Genomic DNA, 21,210 nt, shown 5'->3' on the forward strand with positions numbered 1-21,210 from the left:
GGGGAGACCGGTGGACGCCCCGGACGGGAGGCACACGGACCGGTCATGGACCTGATGGTTGCAGCGGGTCGGTGCGCCTGCAAGTACTTGCAGCAAATTTCCGAAGATCCTTGCCGTCGAGGTCGATCGACTGTTTGAATCAGCCCCGGTTACCGCAGTTGACGGTCAGTCCGGCATCGAGCCGGCCGATCCGAGGAGTGTCGTGACGGCGCAGACAACAGTCGCCGAAGACGGTGTCGGATCCGACGAGGGGGGATTCACCCTCACCTCGCCGGACGGGATCTCCTATCGCGTGGACATCACCGACGGGGTCCTCGACCCCGACAACCCCCTGCTGGCCCGTGCCGTCGAGGGGCGCAGGGCCGTCGCCTTCCTCGGCCCGACCGTCGACCGGCTGTACGGCGAACGGCTGCGCCGCTACCTGGCCGCGCACCTCGCCCCGGGCAACTGGCATGTGGTGCGGATCGGCGGCGGCGAGGACCACAAGACGATGGACGCCGTCGAGGAGATCTGCGCCGCCGCCAAGGCCGCCGGCCTCGACCGGCGCGGCGTGATGATCGCCGTCGGCGGCGGTGTCACCTGCGACCTGGTCGGGTTCGCCGCGGCGATCTACAGCCGGGGCGTGCGCTACATCAAGGTCAACACCACGCTGGTCGGGCAGGTCGACGTCGGTGTCGGCGTGAAGACCGGCGTCAACGCGCTCGGCACCAAGAACATGCTCGGCGCCTACCATCCCGCGCACGCCTCGATCAACGACCCGGCCCTCCTCCGGAGCCTGCCGGACCGTCAGATCCGGTGCGGGCTGGGCGAGATCGCCAAGATGGCGATCATCCGCGACGCCGACCTCTTCCGCGCGCTGGAGGAGCACCCGGAGGTGTTCCGGCAGCCCGCCCCGGAGCCCGCGTGGCTGCCGGCCGCGGCCCGCGGACGCGGCCTGGAGGACTACGTGCTGCGCACCTCCATGGCACTCATGATGGAGGAGCTCCGCCCGAACCTCCGCGAGCACGACCTGGCCCGCCTGGTCGACTTCGGGCACACCTTCGGACCGGTCGTCGAGACCGCCAGCGACTACCGGATCGCGCACGGCGAGTCCGTCGCCATCGACATGGCGATCTCCACCGAACTCGCCCGGGTGCTCGGGCTGATCGGCGCGGAGGAGTGCGAGCGGATCGTCCGCCTCGTCGCCGCCCTCGGCCTGCCCGTCCACGACCCCGCCACGTGCACGCCCGAGCTCATGGACCGCGCCCTGCGGGCCTCCTGGGAGCGCCGCGGCCGGCGCCTGCACCTGGTCGTGCCGGACGGGATCGGCTCGGCGGTGTTCGTCGACGACCTGGAGGACGTCCCGCCCGCCGCCCTGGAGGAGGCGCTCGACGCGCTCGCCGTCCGGCCCGGGCCGCTCGCCGTGGCCCGCTGACGCCCGGCCCCCTCCCGTGCGCGCCGGGCTCCGCCGCCCGCCCCCGCACGCCGTCCGCCCGTCCGCCTGCCGTCCGCCCGTCCGCCTGCCGCCCGTCCGTCCCCGCACGCTGCCGGACCGCACGCCGCGTCCGTCCGTCTGCCGCGCGCCGTCTGCCGCACGCCGCCTGCCGTCGTCCCACAGGAGCCGCACCGATGAGCCTCGCCGAACCTCCGCCGCCCGCCCGGGGCGTGACCCGCAGCAGGGTCTCCAACCTGCACGAGGGACTCCTCCGCGCGGTGACCTCGGACCACGGCGGCACCGGCACGATCCACGCCCACCGCGCCTACCGGCGTGACGGCGCCCCGGCCGGCATCGCCTTCATCGACCTCGTCGTGCTGCCCCCGCACACCTCGATCGGCCTGCACCGGCACGCCGACGACCAGGAGACGTACGTGATCCTCACCGGCCGCGGCCGGATGACCCTGGACACCGAGGAGTTCGAGGTGCGCGCCGGCGACGTCGTCACCAACCGCCCGTACGGCGAGCACGCGCTCGCCAACGACACGGAGGACGACCTCCAGCTGCTGGTCTTCGAGATGGGCCCGCTGGGCGGCGCGCAGTGACCGGCCCCCGCCAGCTCGACCTGCTGGCCCGGGAGACCGCCCACCTCGCCCCCGGCGCCTCGGAGGAGTCCGCGCTCGGCCGCCGGGTCTTCACCGAGGGCCGCGGCGCCGTCCTCACCGACCTCGACGGCAACCAGTACATCGACCTCGCCGCCGGCACCCTCACCCAGTCGCTCGGCCACTGCCACCCCGAGGTCGTCGCCGCCCTGACCGAACAGGCCGCCCGGCTCTGGAACGTCCACGACTTCTCGACCGCGGGCCGCGCCGAACTCTGCGACCTCCTCGCCCGCCTGCTGCCCGAACAGCTCGACACCTACGGCTTCTTCTCCACCGGCGCCGAGGTCGTCGAGGCCGCCCTGCGCGCCGTGCAGGCCGTCGCCGAACCCGGCCGCAACCGCATCGGGGCGCTGCGGCACGGCTTCCACGGCAAGACCCAGGGCGCCCGCATGCTCGTGCACTGGGACATCGGCAACCAGGCGCACGCCGGCAACAGCATCCTCGGCTACTCCCCGTACTGCTACCGGTGCCCGCTCGACCTCGAACACCCCTCCTGCGGGGTGCGCTGCGCGACGCTCGTCCGCAAGCACATCGCCGAGAAGCCCAACGTCTCCGCGCTGGTCTTCGAACCCGTGCTCGGCGCCGCCGGCGTCATCGTGCCGCCCCCCGGCTACTGGGAGCAGATCGGCGACGCGTGCCGCGACAACGGCGTGCTCCTCGTCGCCGACGAGGTGCTGACCGGCGGCGGACGCACCGGCACCTTCCTGGCCGGCGAGCAGTTCGGCCTCGAACCCGACCTGGTCGCCCTCTCCAAGGGCATGGCCTCCGGCTTCCCGTTCGCCGTGCTGGCCGGGCGGTCCGACGTGCTGCGCCACCCCGACGCGGCGCGGGCCGGCTCCACCGCCTCCACCTACGCCAACAACCCGCTGGGCATCGCCGCCGCCCGCGCCACCCTGGAGGTGGTGGCCCGCGACACCCTGATCGACAACGTCCGCAGCCTCGGCGAACTGCTCGGCGAGCGGCTCGCCGAACTCCACGCCCGCTTCGACGTGCTGGGCGACGTCCGCGGGCTCGGCCTGCTCCACGGACTGGAGTTCGTCCGCAGCCGGGAGACCCGCGAGCCCGCACCCGACATCGCCCGCGCGGTCTACCTCACCGCCCTCGACCTCGGCCTGCGGACCTCCATCGGCGGCCACATCATCCGGCTCGCCCCGCCGTTCACCATCGACCGGGCCCTCCTGGACGAAGGCGTGACCCTCCTCGGCCGGGCCGTCGAACGCGTCACGGAGGCCACCCGATGATCGTCGCCGAGAACCTCGTCAAGGAGTTCAAGGTGTACGAGCGCCGGCCGGGCCTGCTCGGCAGCCTCGGCACGCTCCTCAGCCGCGAGCACCGCATCGTCCGCGCCGTCTCCGGGGTGTCGTTCGAGATCCCGGCCGGCGTCAAGGCCGCGTACATCGGCGCCAACGGCGCCGGGAAGTCCACCACCGTCAAGATGCTGACCGGCGTCATGAGCCCCACCTCGGGCCGCGGCCTCGTCGCGGGCCTCGAACCGTACCGGGAACGGCAGCGCAACGCCGCCAACATCGGCGTGGTCTTCGGCCAGCGCAGCCAGCTCTGGTGGGACCTGCCGGTCGCCGACTCCTTCCGCATCCTGCGCCGCATCTACGACATCCCCGACACGGTGTACCACCGCAACATGGAGCTCTACCGGCGGCTCCTCGACCTCGACGCCCTCGGCACCACCCCCGTACGGCAGTTGAGCCTCGGCCAGCGGATGCGGGCCGAGGTCGCCGCGAGCCTCCTGCACGACCCGGCGGTGGTCTTCCTCGACGAACCCACCGTCGGCCTCGACCTCGTGCTCAAGGAGGCCGTCCGCGAACTCGTCAACCACGTCAACGCCGAACTCGGCACCACCGTCATGCTGACCAGCCACGACATCGGCGACATCACCGCGATCTGCGACCAGGTGCTCGTCGTCAACCGGGGCGAGGTCGTGCACCAGGGCGGCATGCACGAGCTGCTGCGCACCGCCGACACCCGGGCGGTCGTCTTCGAGCACCAGGACGGCCCCGGCACGGCCGAGGCCGTCACCCTCGTCGAGAGCAGCCTCCCCGGCGTCACCGCCCGCGCCGCCGACGGCGGACGGATCCGCATCGACTACCCGGTCGGCCGCTGGTCCGCCCGGCAGGTGATGGGCTTCCTCCTGGAGCACTTCGACCTCGTCGACTGCGTCGCCCCCGAACCCGACCTGGAGACGGTGCTGCGCCGCATCTACACCGGCCGCCCCGAAACCGCGGAGGTGCTGGTGTGACCGCCGCCGCCGGCCTGCGCCGGTACACGCCGTTCGCCGCGGGCAGCCTGCAGGCGCTGCTGCAGTACCGCTCCACCTTCCTCGTCAACGCCGTCACCGCCACCACCGCCGTCGGCCTGCAGGTCTTCCTGTGGCGCGCCGTGTACGCGGGCCGCACCGGTGCCCTGCCCGGCGGCTACGACCTGCCGCAGCTCACCACCTACGTGCTGCTCGCCCAGATGCTGGCGCTGCTGCAGGCCAACCGGGTCGACCAGGAGGTCTCCGAGGAGGTGCGGCGCGGCGACATCGCCGTCTCCCTCCTGCGGCCCGTCCACTACCCGCTCACCCGCTTCGCGACCGGCCTGCCCGTCTCGCTCGCCAACGCCGCCCTCGTCGCCGCGCCGGTCGTCGCCCTGTACGCGCTGCTGCTGCCCCTCACCACGCCCACCTGGGCCGGCGCGGTGCTCTTCGCCGTCTCCGCCGCGCTCTCCCTGGTCATCGGCTTCGCCGTCAACCTGCTGGTCGGCCTGGCCGCCTTCGTCACCACCAACATCTGGGGCGTGCGCATCATCAAGGACGGCGTCGTCGCGTTCTTCGCCGGCCAGGTCGTGCCGCTCGCCCTCATGCCGGGCCCGCTCGCCGCCGTCGCCCACGTGCTGCCCTTCCAGGGCATGGTCGACGGACCGCTGCGCCTGCTGCTCGGCCACTACACCGGGCCCGCCGGGGCGGCCGGCATCCTCGCCGTCCAGGCCACGTGGGCCGCCCTCCTGACCGGACTCGCCGCGCTCGCGTGGCGCTCCGCCGTACGCCGGCTGGAGGTGCTCGGCGGATGACACCGGTCGCCACCACCCTGCGCTACACCCGGCTCACCTGGCACCTCAGCGTGGTCAGCCTCAGCCGGCTGACCGAGTACCGGGTGGACTTCCTGCTCGGCGCCGGCGGCCTGCTGCTCCGGGTCGGCTGCCAACTCGCCGTCGTCTCCATGGTCTTCCGGCAGGTGCCGCTCGTCGCCGGCTGGAACTACCACCAGGTGCTCTTCCTGATCGGCTTCTCCCTGCTGCCGCGCGGCCTCGACCGGCTCTTCACCGACCAGCTGTGGATCCTCGCCCAACGGCTCGTGCAGTCCGGCGAGTTCTACCGCTACCTGATCCGCCCGGTGCACCCGCTCTACGCCGTGCTCTCCGAGCGCTTCCTCTACCCCGACGGCTTCGGCGAACTCCTCACCGGCATCGCCATCCTCTGGTACGCCGCGAGCTGCCTGCCCGTCGGCCTCACCCTCGGCCAGCTCCTGCTGCTGCCGCTCCTCGCGCTGTGCGGCGCCGTCATCCTCGCCTCGATCAAGACCACGTTCGCCGCCCTCGCCTTCTGGACCACCAGCAGCTTCCCCGCCCTCTACTCGGCGAACCAGCTGGGCGACTTCTCCGGCTACCCCCTCGACCTGTACCACCCCTCCCTGCGGTGGCTGCTCACCTGGCTGCTGCCCTACGCCTTCACCGCCTACGTCCCCGCGTCCTACCTGCTCTTCGGGCGGACAGGACTGCTGCTGTGGCTGCCCGTGGTGACCGCCGCCCTGGCGGCGACCGCCCTGCTGGTCTGGCACCGGGGCGTGGACCGCTACGAGATGACCGGGAGCTGAACCTTGGACACCCTGCTGCTCGGCAGCCCCCCGCCCGCCACGGTCGAACTCCTCCGCGGCGCCGCCTGGACCGACGGCACCGCCCGCCGCGCACCCGGCTTCGACCTCCTCGACGAGGCCGTCCTCGGCCCCGTCCGCCTGCTGCTCGTCGCCCCCGCCGGCGGCGGCACCGACCGCTGGTTCGTGCCTGTCGCCGCCGACGACCCCGGCCGCCCCGCCGACCGCACGAAGGACTTCGACCGGCTCGTCGTCCAGGCCCTCCGCGACGGCCTGCGCCTGCCCACCCGGCGCGGCAACCTCGTCGAATTCGACGGCACACCACCGGAGTTCCGGGGACAGCTGCCCTTCGACCCCGGCTGGTCCTCCAACACCCTCTCGCTGCTCGACCTCGGCGGCACCGCGCACGCCCACAAGACGTACCGGCGCATCGGCACCGGCACCCGCGAGCCCGAACTGCTCCGCCTGATGGCCCCCGGCGGACGCACCCAGCAGCCCGCCGGCGAGTACACCTACGTCGACACCGCCACCGGCCGCCGCGACCCGCTCGGCGTGCTCTACCGCTACGCCGCCGGCGACGGCCTCAACGTGCCGCTGCGGGACGGCATCCGCGCACTCTGGCCGCTCCTGCAGGACGGCGCCGACCCGCGGACCGCCGTCACCGCGTCCCAGCGCGCGCTCGTCGCCCCGCTGCGCGACACCGGCCGGTTCCTGCGGGCCTTCCACCAGGACCTCGCCGAACGGCTCGGCCCGCACCCCGAGTTCCCCGTCCGGGCGGTCCTCGCCGACACCGCCGCGCGGATCGCCGCACTGCGCCCGCACCTGCTCGGCGACGACCGCCACCCCGGCGCCGTCCGCCGGGCCGCCGTCACCGGCCTCGACCGCGAACTCGCCCTGGTCGCCGCCGCACCGCCGCAGCCCTGGCCCGCCGGACCCGGCCACGGCGACCTCCACCTCTCCCACCTGCTGCGCCGCGAACTCCCCGACGGCAGCTGGGAGCTGTGCGTCATCGACCTCTCCACCCCGCACCCCGACCCGGCGGACCCCGCCACCGCACAGTCGCCCTGGCAGGACCTCGCCGCCCTCCAGCGCGGCCTGGAGATCTTCACCGCCGACGAGTTCACCGACCGCGCCGCGCACGTCCTCGGCAAGGACCCCGACGACACCTGCCGCACCGCCCTCCTCACCGCCGCCGGCGCCCGCCCCGACACCCCCGGCTGGACCCCGCACGACCTCGCCGAACTCGCCCGCCTGCAGGAGGCCGCCCGCCTCTGGGCGGCCCGCATCGGCGGCCTCCTGATCACCGACGCGCAGCCCCTCGCCGGCCACCCCGCCTGGCGGCTCTTCCGGCTGCGCCGCCTGATCCACGAACTCGACCACGCGTACGCCCACGACCGCGGCTACCACGCCGCCATCAACCTGCGGCACGCGGTGGAGGCCGCCGCGGCACCCGACGGAACGCCGGACACGGCCCGGCCGGACACCGCACCCCCGCCCGCCCCCGAGGGCCGGCCGGACACCAGGGCGAAGGACTGAGACCCGTGCACATCATCGAGACCTACTTCGACTGCGGCGGCTTCGACCACCGCCTCATCCAGGGCGGCACGTCCGTCTACCTGTGGAACCTCTCCAGGGCCCTCGCCGACCAGGGCCACCGCGTCTCCATCGTCACCCCCGCCCACGGCCGGCTGGACGACCTGCGGCGCTACCACGACCTGGAGACCCTCGACCACCGCGACAGCTACGAACTGCCGCTCGTGCTCGACCCGCAGACCTGGGGCGACCGCTTCCCCGCCGAGGTGCGCATCCCCCTGACGACCACCGCGCACCGGCTGCGCCTGGAAGGCGTCGACCTGTACTTCCTCTCCAACGACCTGCTCGACCGACTGCCCGACCGGTTCTACCCGCCCTACTCCAGCAAGGGCCACGACCTGGTCTTCTTCAAGCCCCTCGCCTACCAGGTCGACAGCATCCGCTTCGTCCGCGCGCACTTCGCCGGCGAGAGGGCCGTCGTCCACGCCCACGAGCCGTACTACCACTACCTGCTGCCCGCCGCCTTCCGCGACGACCCCGACAAGCTCGTCGTCGGCACCGTGCAGAGCAACATGCCGATCACCAAGAAGGTCTACCGCCCCAAGGTGGAACGCCTGCTGGAGTTCCTCGGCGCCGACGTCACCCTGCCCGCCGAGGACGCCGGCCTGCCGCTCACCGAGCACGAGCAGGTGATGAGCACCTACCAGCAGCACACCCACCTGCACTACGAGTACGGGCCCGGCCACGTGCGCGTCTACGACCTGGTGGCCGACCACGCCGACCTCGTCGACTTCCTCTCACCCGGCCACCAGGACTTCTACACCGACTTCGCCGACACGCCGTTCGAGCAGATCTTCACCCGGCTGCCCGTCCACGACACCGTGCGCCGCAACGCCCACAAGAGCTTCGTCGGCGGCTGCGCCGTCGGCGACACCTGGACGGGCGGCGAACTGCCCGCCGTCGACCGCGCCGCCGTGCTCGGCGGCCTCGGCCTCAACCCCGCCCTGCCGACCTTCTTCCACAACGCCCGCTACGCGGTCAACCACAAGGGCCAGGTCGAGCTGTTCCGCGCCGTCGACCGGGTGCTGACCGAAGGCCTCGCCGCCAACTTCGTGCTGCGCTGCATCAGCGACGAGGGCATCCCCGACCCGTACGTCCACGACGTGGCCGCCCGGCACAAGGACCGCGTCCACCTGGAGTGGCAGCGCGTCGACGAACGGCGGATCGCCGAGTACGCCTCCTCCTCGGACTACTGCCTCTTCCCGTCGAAGTTCGAGATGGACACCTTCCTCATCGCCCAGGGCGAGGCGATGGCCGCCGGAGCCGTCCCGATCGCCACCGCCCAGCTCGGCATGGCGCACTTCGGGCACACCGCCGACCCGCTCACCGGCCCCGGCGCGGCCACCGCCACCGGCTTCGCCGTCGACCGCTCCTTCACCGAGGACGACCCGCTGCTCGCCGACGCCCTCGCCCGGCGCATCCACCAGGCCGCGGCCCTGCTGCACGAGCAGCCCGAGGAGTACCGGCGGCTGCGCGCCAACGCCGTCGCCAACGCCCGGCAGTTCACCTGGGAGCGCGCCGCCCGGCTGCACCTCGACGCGTTCACCCCGCTGTGGGAGGGCCGCCGCCCCGTGCTGCGCACCGAACCGATCCTCCGCCACGGCTGGTTCGACCTGCTGCCCGAGGACGCGTACACCACCGACCGGGACGCCGTCGCCGCCGCCGCGCTCCGCCTCGGCGACGCCGACACCCACCGCCGCTGCCACGCACCCGACCCGGCCACCACCCGCGCACTCTTCGAAGCCGCCTGGGCCCGCGCCGACTTCGCCCGCTGCGCCCGCACCGCCGACAGCGACCCGGCGCTGCGCGCCCGGCTCGACGGCCGCTGCACCGTCGAGGGCGGCCGCGTCACCTACCGGCTGCCGCACGCCGAACGCGTCGAACTCGTCGAACCCGCCCCGGCCGGCCCCGGCCGCCGCACCGTGACCGTCCGGCAACTCGACAAGCACGGCGACGAGTTCACCGGCGCAGCACCCGCCACCGGCACCGAACTCCACCTCCTGCTCACCCTCACCGGCGGCCGCACCACCTGGGACGTGGTGCGCCATGGCTGACGGAGTGCGCGCCGTGCTGCTCGCCGGCGGCGAAGGCCGCCGGATGGGCCGCCTCGGCCACGGCCGGCTCAAGCCCCTCGTCCCCTTCGGAGGGTCCTGCCGCCTGATCGACTTCTCCCTCGCCAACGCCGCCGACTCCGGCCTCGACGAGGTGCTGCTCCTCTCCCAGTACGAGGAACGGCAGCTCATGGACGACCTCCACCGCACCTGGCGGCGCCCCGGCTTCCGGGTGCACTTCGGCCCGTACGACCGCGCCTACCGGGACGGCACCGGCCACCGCCCGCCACCGCCCGCCGGACCGCCCGAACGCGGCACCGCCGACGCCCTCATCCGCAAGGCCCCGTACGTCTTCGGGCCCGGCACCTCCGAGGTGCTGGTGCTGCACGCCGACCACGTCTACCGCTACGACTACGGCCCGCTGATCGCCCGGCACCGCGCCTCCGGCGCCGCCCTCACCGTCGCCCACCAGCGGATCGACCGCCGCTGGGTGCACCTCTTCGGCATGGTCGAGTTCGACGCCGGCGGACAGCTCACCCGCTTCGTCGAAAAGCCCGCCGACCCGACCAGCGACCTCGTCTTCGCCGCGTTCTGCGTCTTCGACGCCGCCGTGCTCCACCGCTACCTGGAACAGCTCGACGGCACCGACTGGCAGCACGACATCAGCCGCGACGTCATCCCCGCCATGCTCGCCGGCGGCGAACGCATCCTCGGCCACGAGGTGCACGGCCACTGGGAGGACATCGGCACCGTCGACCGCTACCACCGCGCCCACCTCGCCCTCCTCGGCGACCGGCCCGCCCTGCCGCTCGCCCGGCTGCCCCGCACCCTCGCCCCGGGCGTGCCGCGCAGCCTCGTCGCCGACGCCCCCGGCGTCGAACGCAGCATCGTCCCCGCAGACCTCGTCAACCACGGCCGCCTCGCGCACAGCGTCGCCTTCCCCGGCGTCCGCATCGGCGCCGGCGCCCACGTCACCCGCAGCGTCCTGCTGCCCGGCGCGACCGTGCCGGACGGCGCCGCGATCGACTCCGCGATCGTCCTGGAGGACGGCTTCGTCCAGCAGATGGAGACACCGTACGCCCGGGGAGAGGCCCGTGTCTGAACCCGCCTTCACCGTCGCCGACCTCGGCGGCACCACCCTGCGCACCGCCCGCTACGACACCGGCACCGGTGCCCTCACCGACATCCGCCGCACCCCCACCGACGGCATGGCCCGCCACCCCGGCGCCCCCGTGCCCGAACTCCAGGACCGCGTCGTGCGCCAGCTCGCCGACCTCACCGCCGAAGCCGTCGGACGCCACGGCAGCACCGCGCTCGCCGTCGCTTTCGCCGGCCCCGTCACCGCCGACGGCCGGGTCGTCACCGCCCCGACCGTCTGGGGCGAACGCGGCGACCCGCTGCCGCTGCGCCTGCGGCTGGAGGAACGCCTCGGCCTGCCCGTCGTCGTCGTCAACGACCTCACCGCCGCCGTCTGGCGCTACGTCACCGGCACGGGCGAGCAGCCGTTCTGCCTGATCACCGTCAGCTCCGGGATCGGCAGCAAGGTCTACCGCGCGGGTGAGGTGCTCCTCGACCCGGAGGGCCACGGCGGCGAACTCGGCCACTGGACGTGCGACCCCTCCCCGCACGCCCCGCTCTGCGACTGCGGCGGCCGCGGCCACCTCGGCGGCATCGCCTCCGGCCGCGGCCTGCAGGCCGCCGCCCGCCGCGCCGCCCTCGCCGACCCGGACGGCTACGCCCGCTCCTACCTCGGCCTCGCCGCACCCGCCGCCGACCTGCTCGACAACCGCACCCTCGTCGCCGCGATCCGCGCCGACGACCCCTTCGCCACCGCCGTCCTGCGCGGCGGCCTCGCCCACCTCGCCTCCGCCGTCACCTCCGTCTTCACCTCCATCGGCGTGCGCCGCTTCGTCCTCATGGGCGGCTTCGCCCTCGCCGTCGGCCCCCGCTTCGCCCGGCTCCTCACCGAGGAGATCGAACGCCTCGGCTGCTTCGGCCTCACCACGGAGGAGATCCGCCGCATGGTCGTGCTCGGCGCACCCGACGACGACCACGGCCTGATCGGCGCCGGACGCCTCCTCGCCGCCCGCAGCGCCGCCCGGCAGGCGGTGACGGTCGCATGACCCGCACCCTGATCGTGGGCAGCGGCTTCGTCGGACGCGCCGTCGCCGCCCGCCTCGCCGCCGCCGGAGACCGCCCCGTCCTCGCCTCCCGCCGCCCGCCCGCCGGACCGGCCGGCCCCTGGGTGCCGCTCGACTGGGTGCCGCTCGACGCCGCCGACGCCGACGCCTGCGCCCGCACCGTCGACCGGGTGCGGCCCGACCGGCTGGTGCTCGTGCACGGCCCCTCCGACGTCACCTGGTGCGAGGCCAACCCCGAACACGCGGCAGCCCTGCACACCGCGGCCGCCGCCAACCTCACCGCCGCCGCCCCCGGCCTGCGCACCGTGCTCGTCTCCACCGACAACGTCTTCGACGGCACCTCGCCGCACAACGACGAATCCACCCCCACCGCCCCCGCCAACGCCTACGGCCGCGCCAAACTCCGCGCCGAACGCGTCGTCCGCGCCGCCCCCGACACCACCGTGCTCCGCGTCAGCCTCGTCTACGGATGGGAGCCGCCCGAGAGCGGCAAATGGCTGAACTTCTTCTCCTCCTGCGCCCACCGGCTGCGCGCCGGCGACACCGTCGAGGCCCCCGACGACCAGTGGACGACCCCCGTGCTCGTGGACGACGTCGCGGCGGTCACCGCCGCCGCCCTCACCGCCGGCACACCCCCGCTGCTCCACCTCGGCGGCCCCGACCGCATCTCCCGCGCCGCCTGGGCCCAGGCCGTCGCCGACGGCCTCGGCCTGCCCCGCAGCCGCGTACGGCCGGTGCCACGGGCCGCCGGCCGCTACGCCAGCCGCCCCGCCAACACCTGCCTGACCAGCGACCGCCTCGACACCCTGCTCGCCGCCCACGGCCTGCGGGTACGCGGCGTCGCCGAGGGGGTCCGCACCCTGCTGGAGGCCGCCCCGTGATCCGCACCGTCCGCTCCCGCGAGGTCTACCGCAACCCGTGGATGAGCGTCCGCGAGGACGACATCGAGCACGCCGACGGCAGCCCCGGCCGCTACGGCGTCGTCGACAAACCCGACTACGCCCTGGTCGTACCCCGCCAGGACGGCCGGGTGCACCTCGTCGAGCAGTACCGCTACCCCGTCGGCGGACGCTACTGGGAGTTCCCGCAGGGCTCCTGGGCCGAGACCCGGCACCCCGGCGCCCCGCTCGAACTCGCCCGCACCGAACTGCGCGAGGAGACCGGCCTGCGCGCCGCCCGGATGACCTACCTCGGCCGCCTGCACGTCGCCTACGGCTACGCCAGCCAGGGCTGCCACGTCTTCCTCGCCGAGGACCTCACCGCGGGCACGCCCCAACGCGAGCCCACGGAGGCCGACATGCGCCAGCGCTGGGCCGACCCGGCGCAGTGGCGCGACCTCGTCCGCTCCGGACGGATCACCGACGCGGCCACCCTGGCCGCCCACGCCCTCCTCGGGCTGCACGCGGCCGACCCGGCCTGACACGCGACGAGAGAGAGGAACGCCGACGGTGCACATCGTCCAATTCGCCTTCGAGAGCGTGGGCTTCGACGTCCGCATGATGCGCGGCGGGCTCGCCTCGCTGGTCTGGAACCTCGCCCGGGAGTTCGCCGACCAGGGCCACCGCGTCTCGGTGATCACCCCCGCGCACGGCTGCCTCGACCACCTGCGGGCCCGCTACCCGCTGGAGGACCTCGACCACACCGACCGGCACACCGTGCCCCTCGTCCTCGACCCGGACGTCTGGCCCGGCCACCCGCCCGCCCTCGACCTCCACCTCACCACCCGCGCCCACCTGCTGCGCCACGAAGGCGTCGACCTCTACTTCCTCTCCGACGAGTACCTCGACCTCCTGCCCGAGCGCATCTACCCCGCCCGCAGCAGCGAGGGCACCGACCTCGCCTTCTTCAAACCGCTCGTCTTCCAGGTCTCCGGCCTGCGCTTCCTGCGCGACCGCTTCGCCGGCGAACCCGTCGTCGTCCAGGCCTACGAGCCCTACTACCACTACCTGCTGCCCCCCGTGCTGAAGGCCGACCCGAACGCCCTCGTCGTCAGCACCCTGGCCAGCAACATGCCCATCGACCAGCAGATCCACCGGCCCCAACTCGAAGCGCTCCTCAAGCTGTTCGACACCGAGACCGACCTCGGCGCCCTCACCGACCCGCCCCCCGCCGGCGCCCGCGCCGAAGCGATGGCCGCACACCTGCCGAGCACCCACCTCACCGAACGCAAGAACGCCGACGGCGTCGGCTACTTCGCCCTCACCGCCGCCACCGCCGACCTGATCGACTTCCTCACCCACGGGCAGCTCGACTTCTACTCCACCCTCCGCGACACCCCCTTCGAAGAGGCGTTCCGGCAGCTGACCGTCGCCCGGATCGTCCGGCGCACCGCCGAGCGGCAGTTCGTCGGCGGCTGCGCCGTCCCCGACGGCTGGCTCGCCCGCGACCCCGCCGCCGTCGACCGCGCCGACGTGCTCACCTCCCTCGGCCTCGACCCCGCCCTGCCGACCTTCTACCACTCGGCCCGCTTCTCCGTGCACCACAAGGGACAGGTCGAACTCTTCCGCGCCATCGAGGCGGTGCTCGCCACCGACCCCGACGTCAACTTCGTCGTCCGCTGCGCCGTCGCGGCGGGCGGCGACGACGTCACCGTCGCCGCCGGCGACCCGTACTTCCAGGAGGTCGCCGACCGCCACCCCGACCGGGTGCACCTCGACTGGGCGATGGCCGACGAGGACACCCTCCACCGTGAGGCCGTCGCCGCCGACTTCTGCCTCTTCCCGTCGAAGTTCGAACTCGACTCCTTCCTCATCGCCCAGGGCCAGCTCATGGCCTTCGGCGCGGTGCCCATCGCCACCGCGCAGGAGGTCACCACCCACTACCGCCACCACCTGCCGCGCCGGCACCGCGACGCCACCGGGCTCCACGTGCCGCGCTCCTTCACCGAGGACGACCCGCTGCTCACCGCCGCCCTCACCGCCCGCATCCGCGAGGCCGCCCGCCTCCACCGCGACGACCCGGCCGAGTACCGCCGGCTCTCCGACAACGCCCGCGCGCTCGCCCGCCGCTTCACCTGGCGCCGCGCCGCCACCACCCGGCTGGCCGTCTTCGCCGCCGCGAGCGCCGGCGTACTGCCCGGCCTCACCCCCGAACGCGCCGCCGAGTACGGCTGGTTCGACAGCCTCGCCGACACCGACCGCATCACCCACCGGCGGGAGATCGCCGACGCCGCCCTGCGCCTGGGCGACCTCGCGGCCTACCGGACGGTCGCCCCCGCCGGCCGGCCCGAACTCGAACAACTGCTCGCCGCCGCCCTCGAACGCGCCGACTTCGCCCGCTGCGCCGACCTCACCGCCCTGCTCGACGACACCGGCACCGCCGCCGAGCTCGACCGCCGCTGCCTCGTCGAACCGGCCGGCCGCGGCGTCCGCGTCGAGTACCGGCTGCCGCACGCCGAGAGCGTGCTGCTCCTGCTGCCGACCGGAGAGCACCCGCTCACCGGCGGCGACGGCCGGTTCGAGACCGTGCTGCCCGCCGAACCGGCCGGCCCGCTGGTCTTCCTGCTCCGGCTGCGCAGCGGCCGCTTCGCCTGGGACGAGCGCCCCCTCGACGCCTGCCGGTCCACCGCCCCCGCCGGCACCGCCCGAGAGAGAAGCTGAACCATGACCGCACCCACCCGTGCCGACCGCCCCCGCTACACGGTCGTCGCCACCGACCTCGACGGCACGCTGCTCCGCGGCGACCTGAGCGTCTCCGACCGGACCCGCGCCGCACTCGCCCGCGCCGAGGCGTCCGGCGCGCTGCACCTGGTGGTCACGGGCCGCCCGGCGGCCGGGTGCCGCAGCCTGCTGCTGGAGAGGCTGGACTACAAGGGCCTGGCGGTGTGCGGGCAGGGGGCGCAGCTGTACGACGTCGGTGCCGACCGCCTGCTCTCCTCCGCGACCCTCGACCGGGCGGTCGTCCGCGGGCTGCTCGCCCGGATCGCCGAGCGGACGGGGCCGCTGCGGCTGGCCGCGGTGACGTCCGGGCCGGCGGGCGAGTTCGTGGTCACGCCGGGCTTCGACGAGAAGGTCAGGTGCGGCTGGCGCCTGGCCGATCCGGCCGAACTCCTCGCGCAGCCGGTGGACAAGGTGCTCATCCGGCACCCGGACCTCGACGACGACCGGCTCGCCGCGGTGGCCTCGGAGGTCTGCGCGGGGGAGGTGACGGTCACCCACTCCGGCGAGGGCCTGGTCGAGCTCCTCCCCGCGGGCGTCAGCAAGGCGAGCGGACTCGCCGCCGCCGCCCGCGTGCTGGGCTTCACCGCCGCCGCGACGGTCGCCTTCGGCGACATGCCCAACGACATCCCGATGCTCGCCTGGGCCGGCCACGGCGTCGCGATGGGCAACGCCCACGCCGACCTGCGGCGGCAGGCGGACGAGGTCGCCCCGAGCAACGAGGAGGACGGCGTCGCGGCGGTGCTCGAACGCCTCTTCCCGCCGCCCGCACCCTGACCGGAGCCCCCTGACGGGAGCCTCCTCGCCGGAGCCCCCTCGCCGGAGCCCTCTCACCCCCGAACCGGGAGTCGACCGATGCCGCCCACCCCCGACCTCGCCGACCTGGCCGAACTGGCCCGCCGCCACGGCGTCGCCGCGCACTGGACCACCGACCTCGGCCACCGGGTCGACACCTCCCCGGACACCCTGCGCGCCGTGCTGGCCGCGCTCGGCGTCGACGCCGCGACCCCGGCCGGCGTCCGCGCCGCCCTGGCCGCGCACGACCGGACCGCCGCCGACCGGCTGCTGCCGCCCTGCGTGGTGCTGCGCCGGGGCCGCCCGCACACCCTCGCGGCCGTCCCGGCGGGCACCGAGCTGTGGGCGGTGACCGAGGACGGTGCCACCCGCGCCCTCGGCCCGGCCGGTGCCGGCCTGGCCGGGCTGCCCGTCGGCCGCCACACCCTGCACGCCGCACGGGCCGGCCGCCGGGAGACCGTGCCGCTGCTGGTCGCGCCGACCCGCCTCGGCGGTCCGGAGCGGCGCGGCTGGGGCCTGCTGGTGCAGCTGTACTCGGTGCTCTCGCGCCACTCCTGGGGCATGGGCGACCTCGGCGACCTCGCCGGGATCGGCCGCTGGGCGGGCGGCCTGGGCGCCGACTTCCTGCAGCTCAACCCGCTGCACGCGTACGTGCCGGGGCCGCTGCCGGACCCGTCCCCGTACCGGCCGAGCAGCCGGCGCTTCCCGGACCCGATGAACCTGCGGATCGAGGCCGTCCCCGAGTACGCGGCGCTGCCGGCCGCCGACCGTGCGGTGGCGGGGGAGCTCGCCGCGCGCGCGGCCCGCCTGCGGGAGGCCGTCCTCGCCGGGGAGGGGCTGATCGACCGGGAGGCCGTCCGCGACCTGAAACTGCGCGCGCTGGAGCTCGTCCACCGGGTGCCGCTCGGCCCGGAACGGCGCGCGGCGTACGAGCGGTACGCCGCCGCGGAGGGACGCGGCCTCACCGACTTCGCGACCTGGTGCGCGCTCGCGGAGGTGCACGGCACCCGGTGGCGCTCGTGGCCGGCCGGGCTGCGCAGCCCCGACGGGCCGGAGGTGGCCGCAGCCGCGGCGGGGCTGGCGGACCGGGTCGACTTCCACCGCCGCCTGGCGTGGCTGGTCGACGAGCAGCTCGCGGACGCCCAGCAGGCCGCCACCGGCGCCGGCATGGCGATCGGCCTGATGCACGACCTCGCGGTCGGCGTCGACCCGGAAGGGGCGGATGCCTGGAGCCTGCGCCGCTACCTGGCGGAGGGCATGACGGTCGGCTGCCCGGCGGACGACTTCAACCCGCACGGCCAGGACTGGGGCCTGCCGCCGTGGCGTCCGGACACCCTCGCCGAGGCCGGGTACGCCCCGTTCGCGGAGGTGCTGCGGGGCACGCTGCGGCGGTCCGGGGCGCTGCGGCTGGACCACGTCATGGGTCTCTTCCGGCTCTGGTGGGTGCCGGAGGGGGCGAGTGCGGCCGAGGGCGCGTACGTCCGCTACGACCACGGGGCGATGCTCGGTGTGCTCGCCCTGGAGGCGCACCGGGCGGGCAGCCTGGTGATCGGGGAGGACCTCGGCACGGTCGAGCGGGGTGTCCGCGAGGAGCTGGCGGACCGCGGGATCCTGGGCACGTCGGTGCTGCGCTTCGAGTACCTCGGCGGTTCGGAGGAGCGCTCGGGCCCGCTGCCGGCGGAGCAGTGGCGGGGTGACTGCCTGGCCACCCTGACCACCCACGACCTGCCGAGCACCGCGGCCTGGCTGGACGGCGCCCATGTGCGGCTGCACGAGCGCCTGGGGCTGCTCGCGGAGCCGCTCGACCGGGCGGAGGAGGCGGCGGCCGCCGAGCGGACAGGCTGGCTGCAGGAGCTCGCACGCAGCGGCGCGCTCGCGCCGGAAAGTCGTGCGGAGGGCCGTGCGGAGGGTCGTACGGAGCCCGGTGCGGTGTCCGGTGCGGTGCCGACGCGCGAGGCGATGGGCCTGCACCGGTTCCTGGCGATGACACCGGCGACACTCCTCGGGGTGTGGCTGCCCGACACCGTGGGGGACCGCCGTCCGCAGAACCTGCCCGGTACGACCGACGCGTACCCGAACTGGCGGCTGCCGGTGGCGGACCCGGAGGGCCGGCCGCTGAGCCTGGAGGAGCTGACCGAGCGGCCCGGGCCGCGGGCGGTGGCGGCGCTGTACCGGGACCTGGCGGCGGAGCCCGCCCCCCGCGCTGCCGCGCAGACACCCTGAGCCGCTCGCGGCACCGCCACCGCCACCGCCTCCCGGCGGCCGGCGTGACCGCTTCCGACCGGGACCGGCCGGGGTGCGGCACGGTGCCGCACCATCCTGCAAGAATTTGCCGGAACTACCTGCAAGTTCTTGCCTTCACTCCGCCCGGCTGCTTGACTCACCTGTCGTCGGCGGCAGTTGAGGCCCGAACGGGCCGCTCCCACCGCCCCGCCCCCGGCCGCCACCCGGCCCGGCCTGCACCCACCCGATCCGCGCCCCTGAGGAGCACCGATGAGCACCGAGACCGACATCCTCGTCCTGGGAGGTGCCGGCGTCGACACGATCGTCCACGTCCCGCAGCTGCCGCTCCCGTACGCCGACAGCTACATGCTGCCCGCCATCGAGCGGCGGGCCGGGCAGACCGGCGACTTCGTGGCGCTCGGCGTGAGCGCGCTCGGCCTGCGCACCCACCACATCGACATGCTCGGCGACGACCACGAGGGCGACCTCGTCCGCGCCCTCCACCGCGACCGCGGCATCGCCCTCACCGAGGTCCCCGCGCCGAACGGCACCAAGCGCGCGGTCAACCTCGTCGGCCCCGACGGACGCAGGCTCTCGCTCTACGACGACAGCCGCGCGCACGAGGCGGACCGGCTCCCCGAGGCGACCGTCCGGGAGCTGGCCGCACGGAGCCGCCACGCCCACGTCTCCATCACCTACCCGTGCGCGTTCGCCCTGCCGGTGCTGCGCGAGGCCGGCGTGACCATCTCCACCGACCTGCACAACTGGGACGGCGTCAACGACTACCACGAGGCGTTCGCCTACGAGGCCGACCTGGTGTTCGTCTCCACCACCGCCCTCCCGAAGCCGGAGCAGACCCTGCGGCAGATCGCCGAGCGCGGCCGGGCGAGGATCGTCGTCGGCACGGCGGGCGCGGACGGCTCCTACCTGCTCGTCGACGGCGAGCTCACGCACGTCCCCGCCGTCACCCCGCCCGCACCGGTGGTCGACTCCAACGGCGCCGGGGACTCCTACGCGTCCGGCTTCCTCCTCGGCTGGCTCTCCGGCGAGACCCCGCAGCGCTCCGCCCTCTACGGCGCGATCGCCGGCGCCTACGCCTGCACCGTGCCGGGCACCCGCACCGACTGCATCGGCCGCGACGAACTCCTCGCCCGCGCCGCGGAGCTGGAGTCCGGAGGGGCCGCGTGACCGGCACCCCGGACCGCGCCGGACCCGACGTCCTCGTCCTCGGCGGGGGAGTGGCCGGCTGCGTGCTGGCCGCCCGCCTCTCCGAGGACCCCGGCCGGACCGTCCGCCTGGTCGAGGCGGGCCCGGACTACGGCCCGCACCGGCACGACTGGCCCGACCAGGTGCGCAACGCCCGCGCACTGCCGCGCAGCGACGTGTGGGAGCGCAACACGCCCGTCCACCGCATCCGGGCCCGGATCCTCGGCGGCTCGTCCTGCATCAACGGCGCCTGGAACACCTGGCCGCCCGGCCCCGACCTCGACGCCTGGGCCCGGCTCGGCGGCCCGCGGTGGTCGGAGGAGGGGCTGGAGCCGTACCGCCTCCGCGCGATCGAGCGGATGCGCCTGCACGCCGTGCCCGACCACGAGATCTCGGCGTGGAGCCGCGGCGTGGTCACGGCCGCGGCCGAACTCGGCTACCGCGAGGTCGACATGGGCGCGCCCGGCGGCCCGGGCCACGGCACCCCGCTGCTCAACGCCCTCGACGGGCTGCGCTGGAACGCCGCCTTCGCCTACCTGGACGAGGAGGTGCGGGCCCGGCCGAACCTGACCGTCCTCGCCGGCACCACCGTCGACCGGCTGGACATCGCGGACGGCCGGGTGCGCGGCGTCGTCGTCGAGACCGACGGGCGGCGCGAGACCCTCGTCGCCGACGAATACCTGCTGGCCTGCGGCACGTTCGGCTCGCCCGCCGTGCTCCTGCGCAGCGGTATCGGCCCGGCCGCGCACCTGGAGGCCGTCGGGGTGCGCCCGACGGTCGACCTGCCCGGCGTCGGCGAGAACCTCGTCGACCAGCCCGGCGCGTTCGTGCCGATGGCCCCGACCGACGAGCTGAACGCCTCCCTCGCCGCCAAGGAGGCGACCGGCGACCTCTACGTCAACCGCACGCTCGTCAGGGCGGCCAGCGAGTACTGCACCGACGGCTCCTGGGACCTGCACATCGTGCCGACCGCGGGCCCGCCGCTCTTCGGCAAGCTCCCGCCCGGGCAGTACGAGGCCGGCTTCTCGGTGCTGGTGATGAAGCCGGCCTCGCGCGGCCGGGTACGGCTGCGGTCCGCCGATCCCGCGGAGGCGCCGGAGATCGACCCGGCCTTCCTCACGGACCCGGAGGGGCGCGACGCCGCCGTGCTGCGCACGGGCCTGGGCCTCGTCGAACGGCTCCTGGAATCACCGGCGTTGAAGGGTCTGGCTGCTGCCGTGCCGGGGCAGTCCGCGGCCGAGCTCGCGGGCCGGGACCTCCGCGGGCGGCTGGGCACGTACTGGCATCCCGTGGGCACCTGCGCCATGGGCGCGGAGGACGACCCGACGGCGGTGGCCGACGGCGGGGGGCGGGTGCGGGGCGTGTCGAACCTGCGGGTCGTCGACGCCTCGCTCCTGCCGACCGTCCCGGCCGCGAACCCCCAACTCCCGGTGCTCGCCGTCGCCGAGATGCTGGCGGACGTCGTCGGGGCCTGACCCGTCGCCCTCCGCCCGTCGTCCGTCCCCCGCTCCCGACCCCGACCGGTCGGTCCGGCCCCTTCCGGTCCGACCGGTCGTCGGCATGTTCCTGATCGATCGTCAATTCCCTTAGGGGAAGGCACGGT

17 protein-coding genes are annotated in these 21,210 nt (G+C 74.8%); all 17 read left to right on the plus strand.

Going from position 1 to position 21,210, the window contains the following annotated elements:
- The first annotated feature begins 202 nt into the window (after positions 1 to 202).
- The 17 genes from SNE206_RS18580 (at position 203) to SNE206_RS18660 (ending at position 21,082) form a co-directional block, all read left to right on the plus strand.
- Positions 203 to 1,414, plus strand: a complete 1,212-nt coding sequence (locus tag SNE206_RS18580; protein ID WP_407914517.1) for a sedoheptulose 7-phosphate cyclase — start codon at positions 203 to 205, stop codon at positions 1,412 to 1,414.
- A 194-nt stretch (positions 1,415 to 1,608) separates the two neighbouring features.
- On the plus strand, positions 1,609 to 2,019 hold the full coding sequence (locus SNE206_RS18585) for a cupin domain-containing protein (RefSeq protein ID WP_407914518.1): 411 nt from the start codon (positions 1,609 to 1,611) through the stop codon (positions 2,017 to 2,019).
- Positions 2,016 to 3,317, plus strand: coding sequence for an aspartate aminotransferase family protein (locus SNE206_RS18590; protein WP_407914519.1), 1,302 nt, complete (start codon positions 2,016 to 2,018; stop codon positions 3,315 to 3,317). Before SNE206_RS18585 ends, SNE206_RS18590 begins: the two co-directional genes overlap by 4 nt.
- Entirely contained in the window at positions 3,314 to 4,330 is a 1,017-nt protein-coding gene (locus SNE206_RS18595) for an ATP-binding cassette domain-containing protein (protein WP_407914520.1), read from the plus strand. Before SNE206_RS18590 ends, SNE206_RS18595 begins: the two co-directional genes overlap by 4 nt.
- The gene (locus SNE206_RS18600; RefSeq protein WP_407914521.1) at positions 4,327 to 5,142 is read left to right on the plus strand and encodes an ABC transporter permease; all 816 of its coding nucleotides are present in this window, start codon (positions 4,327 to 4,329) and stop codon (positions 5,140 to 5,142) included. Before SNE206_RS18595 ends, SNE206_RS18600 begins: the two co-directional genes overlap by 4 nt.
- Entirely contained in the window at positions 5,139 to 5,945 is an 807-nt protein-coding gene (locus tag SNE206_RS18605; protein WP_407914522.1) for an ABC transporter permease, read from the plus strand. Before SNE206_RS18600 ends, SNE206_RS18605 begins: the two co-directional genes overlap by 4 nt.
- 3 nt (positions 5,946 to 5,948) lie before the next feature.
- Positions 5,949 to 7,478, plus strand: coding sequence for a hypothetical protein (locus SNE206_RS18610; protein ID WP_407914523.1), 1,530 nt, complete (start codon positions 5,949 to 5,951; stop codon positions 7,476 to 7,478).
- A 5-nt stretch (positions 7,479 to 7,483) separates the two neighbouring features.
- Positions 7,484 to 9,589: a glycosyltransferase gene (locus SNE206_RS18615; protein ID WP_407914524.1), complete on the plus strand. Its 2,106-nt coding sequence runs from the start codon at positions 7,484 to 7,486 to the stop codon at positions 9,587 to 9,589.
- Positions 9,582 to 10,688, plus strand: coding sequence for a sugar phosphate nucleotidyltransferase (locus SNE206_RS18620; protein ID WP_407914525.1), 1,107 nt, complete (start codon positions 9,582 to 9,584; stop codon positions 10,686 to 10,688). The genes SNE206_RS18615 and SNE206_RS18620 overlap by 8 nt, the downstream gene beginning before the upstream one ends.
- Positions 10,681 to 11,709 carry an ROK family protein gene (locus tag SNE206_RS18625; RefSeq protein WP_407914526.1) on the plus strand — a complete coding sequence of 343 codons (1,029 nt, stop codon included), beginning with the start codon at positions 10,681 to 10,683 and terminating at the stop codon, positions 11,707 to 11,709. The genes SNE206_RS18620 and SNE206_RS18625 overlap by 8 nt, the downstream gene beginning before the upstream one ends.
- Positions 11,706 to 12,608 carry a sugar nucleotide-binding protein gene (locus SNE206_RS18630; protein ID WP_407914527.1) on the plus strand — a complete coding sequence of 301 codons (903 nt, stop codon included), beginning with the start codon at positions 11,706 to 11,708 and terminating at the stop codon, positions 12,606 to 12,608. The genes SNE206_RS18625 and SNE206_RS18630 overlap by 4 nt, the downstream gene beginning before the upstream one ends.
- A complete protein-coding gene (locus tag SNE206_RS18635; RefSeq protein WP_407914528.1) occupies positions 12,605 to 13,147 on the plus strand; it encodes an NUDIX domain-containing protein in 543 nt (180 codons plus the stop codon). Before SNE206_RS18630 ends, SNE206_RS18635 begins: the two co-directional genes overlap by 4 nt.
- A gap of 28 nt (positions 13,148 to 13,175) precedes the next feature.
- Positions 13,176 to 15,326, plus strand: a complete 2,151-nt coding sequence (locus SNE206_RS18640) for a glycogen/starch synthase (RefSeq protein WP_407914529.1) — start codon at positions 13,176 to 13,178, stop codon at positions 15,324 to 15,326.
- 3 nt (positions 15,327 to 15,329) lie between these two features.
- On the plus strand, positions 15,330 to 16,160 hold the full coding sequence (locus tag SNE206_RS18645) for an HAD family hydrolase (protein WP_407914530.1): 831 nt from the start codon (positions 15,330 to 15,332) through the stop codon (positions 16,158 to 16,160).
- A 78-nt stretch (positions 16,161 to 16,238) separates the two neighbouring features.
- Positions 16,239 to 18,401, plus strand: a complete 2,163-nt coding sequence (gene malQ / locus SNE206_RS18650; RefSeq protein ID WP_407914531.1) for a 4-alpha-glucanotransferase — start codon at positions 16,239 to 16,241, stop codon at positions 18,399 to 18,401.
- Between the two features lie 270 nt (positions 18,402 to 18,671).
- Positions 18,672 to 19,589: an adenosine kinase gene (locus tag SNE206_RS18655; RefSeq protein WP_407914532.1), complete on the plus strand. Its 918-nt coding sequence runs from the start codon at positions 18,672 to 18,674 to the stop codon at positions 19,587 to 19,589.
- Positions 19,586 to 21,082, plus strand: coding sequence for a GMC family oxidoreductase (locus SNE206_RS18660; protein WP_407914533.1), 1,497 nt, complete (start codon positions 19,586 to 19,588; stop codon positions 21,080 to 21,082). The genes SNE206_RS18655 and SNE206_RS18660 overlap by 4 nt, the downstream gene beginning before the upstream one ends.
- The last annotated feature ends 128 nt before the right edge of the window (positions 21,083 to 21,210 follow it).

The sequence above is a fragment of the Kitasatospora sp. NE20-6 genome (assembly GCF_045862635.1).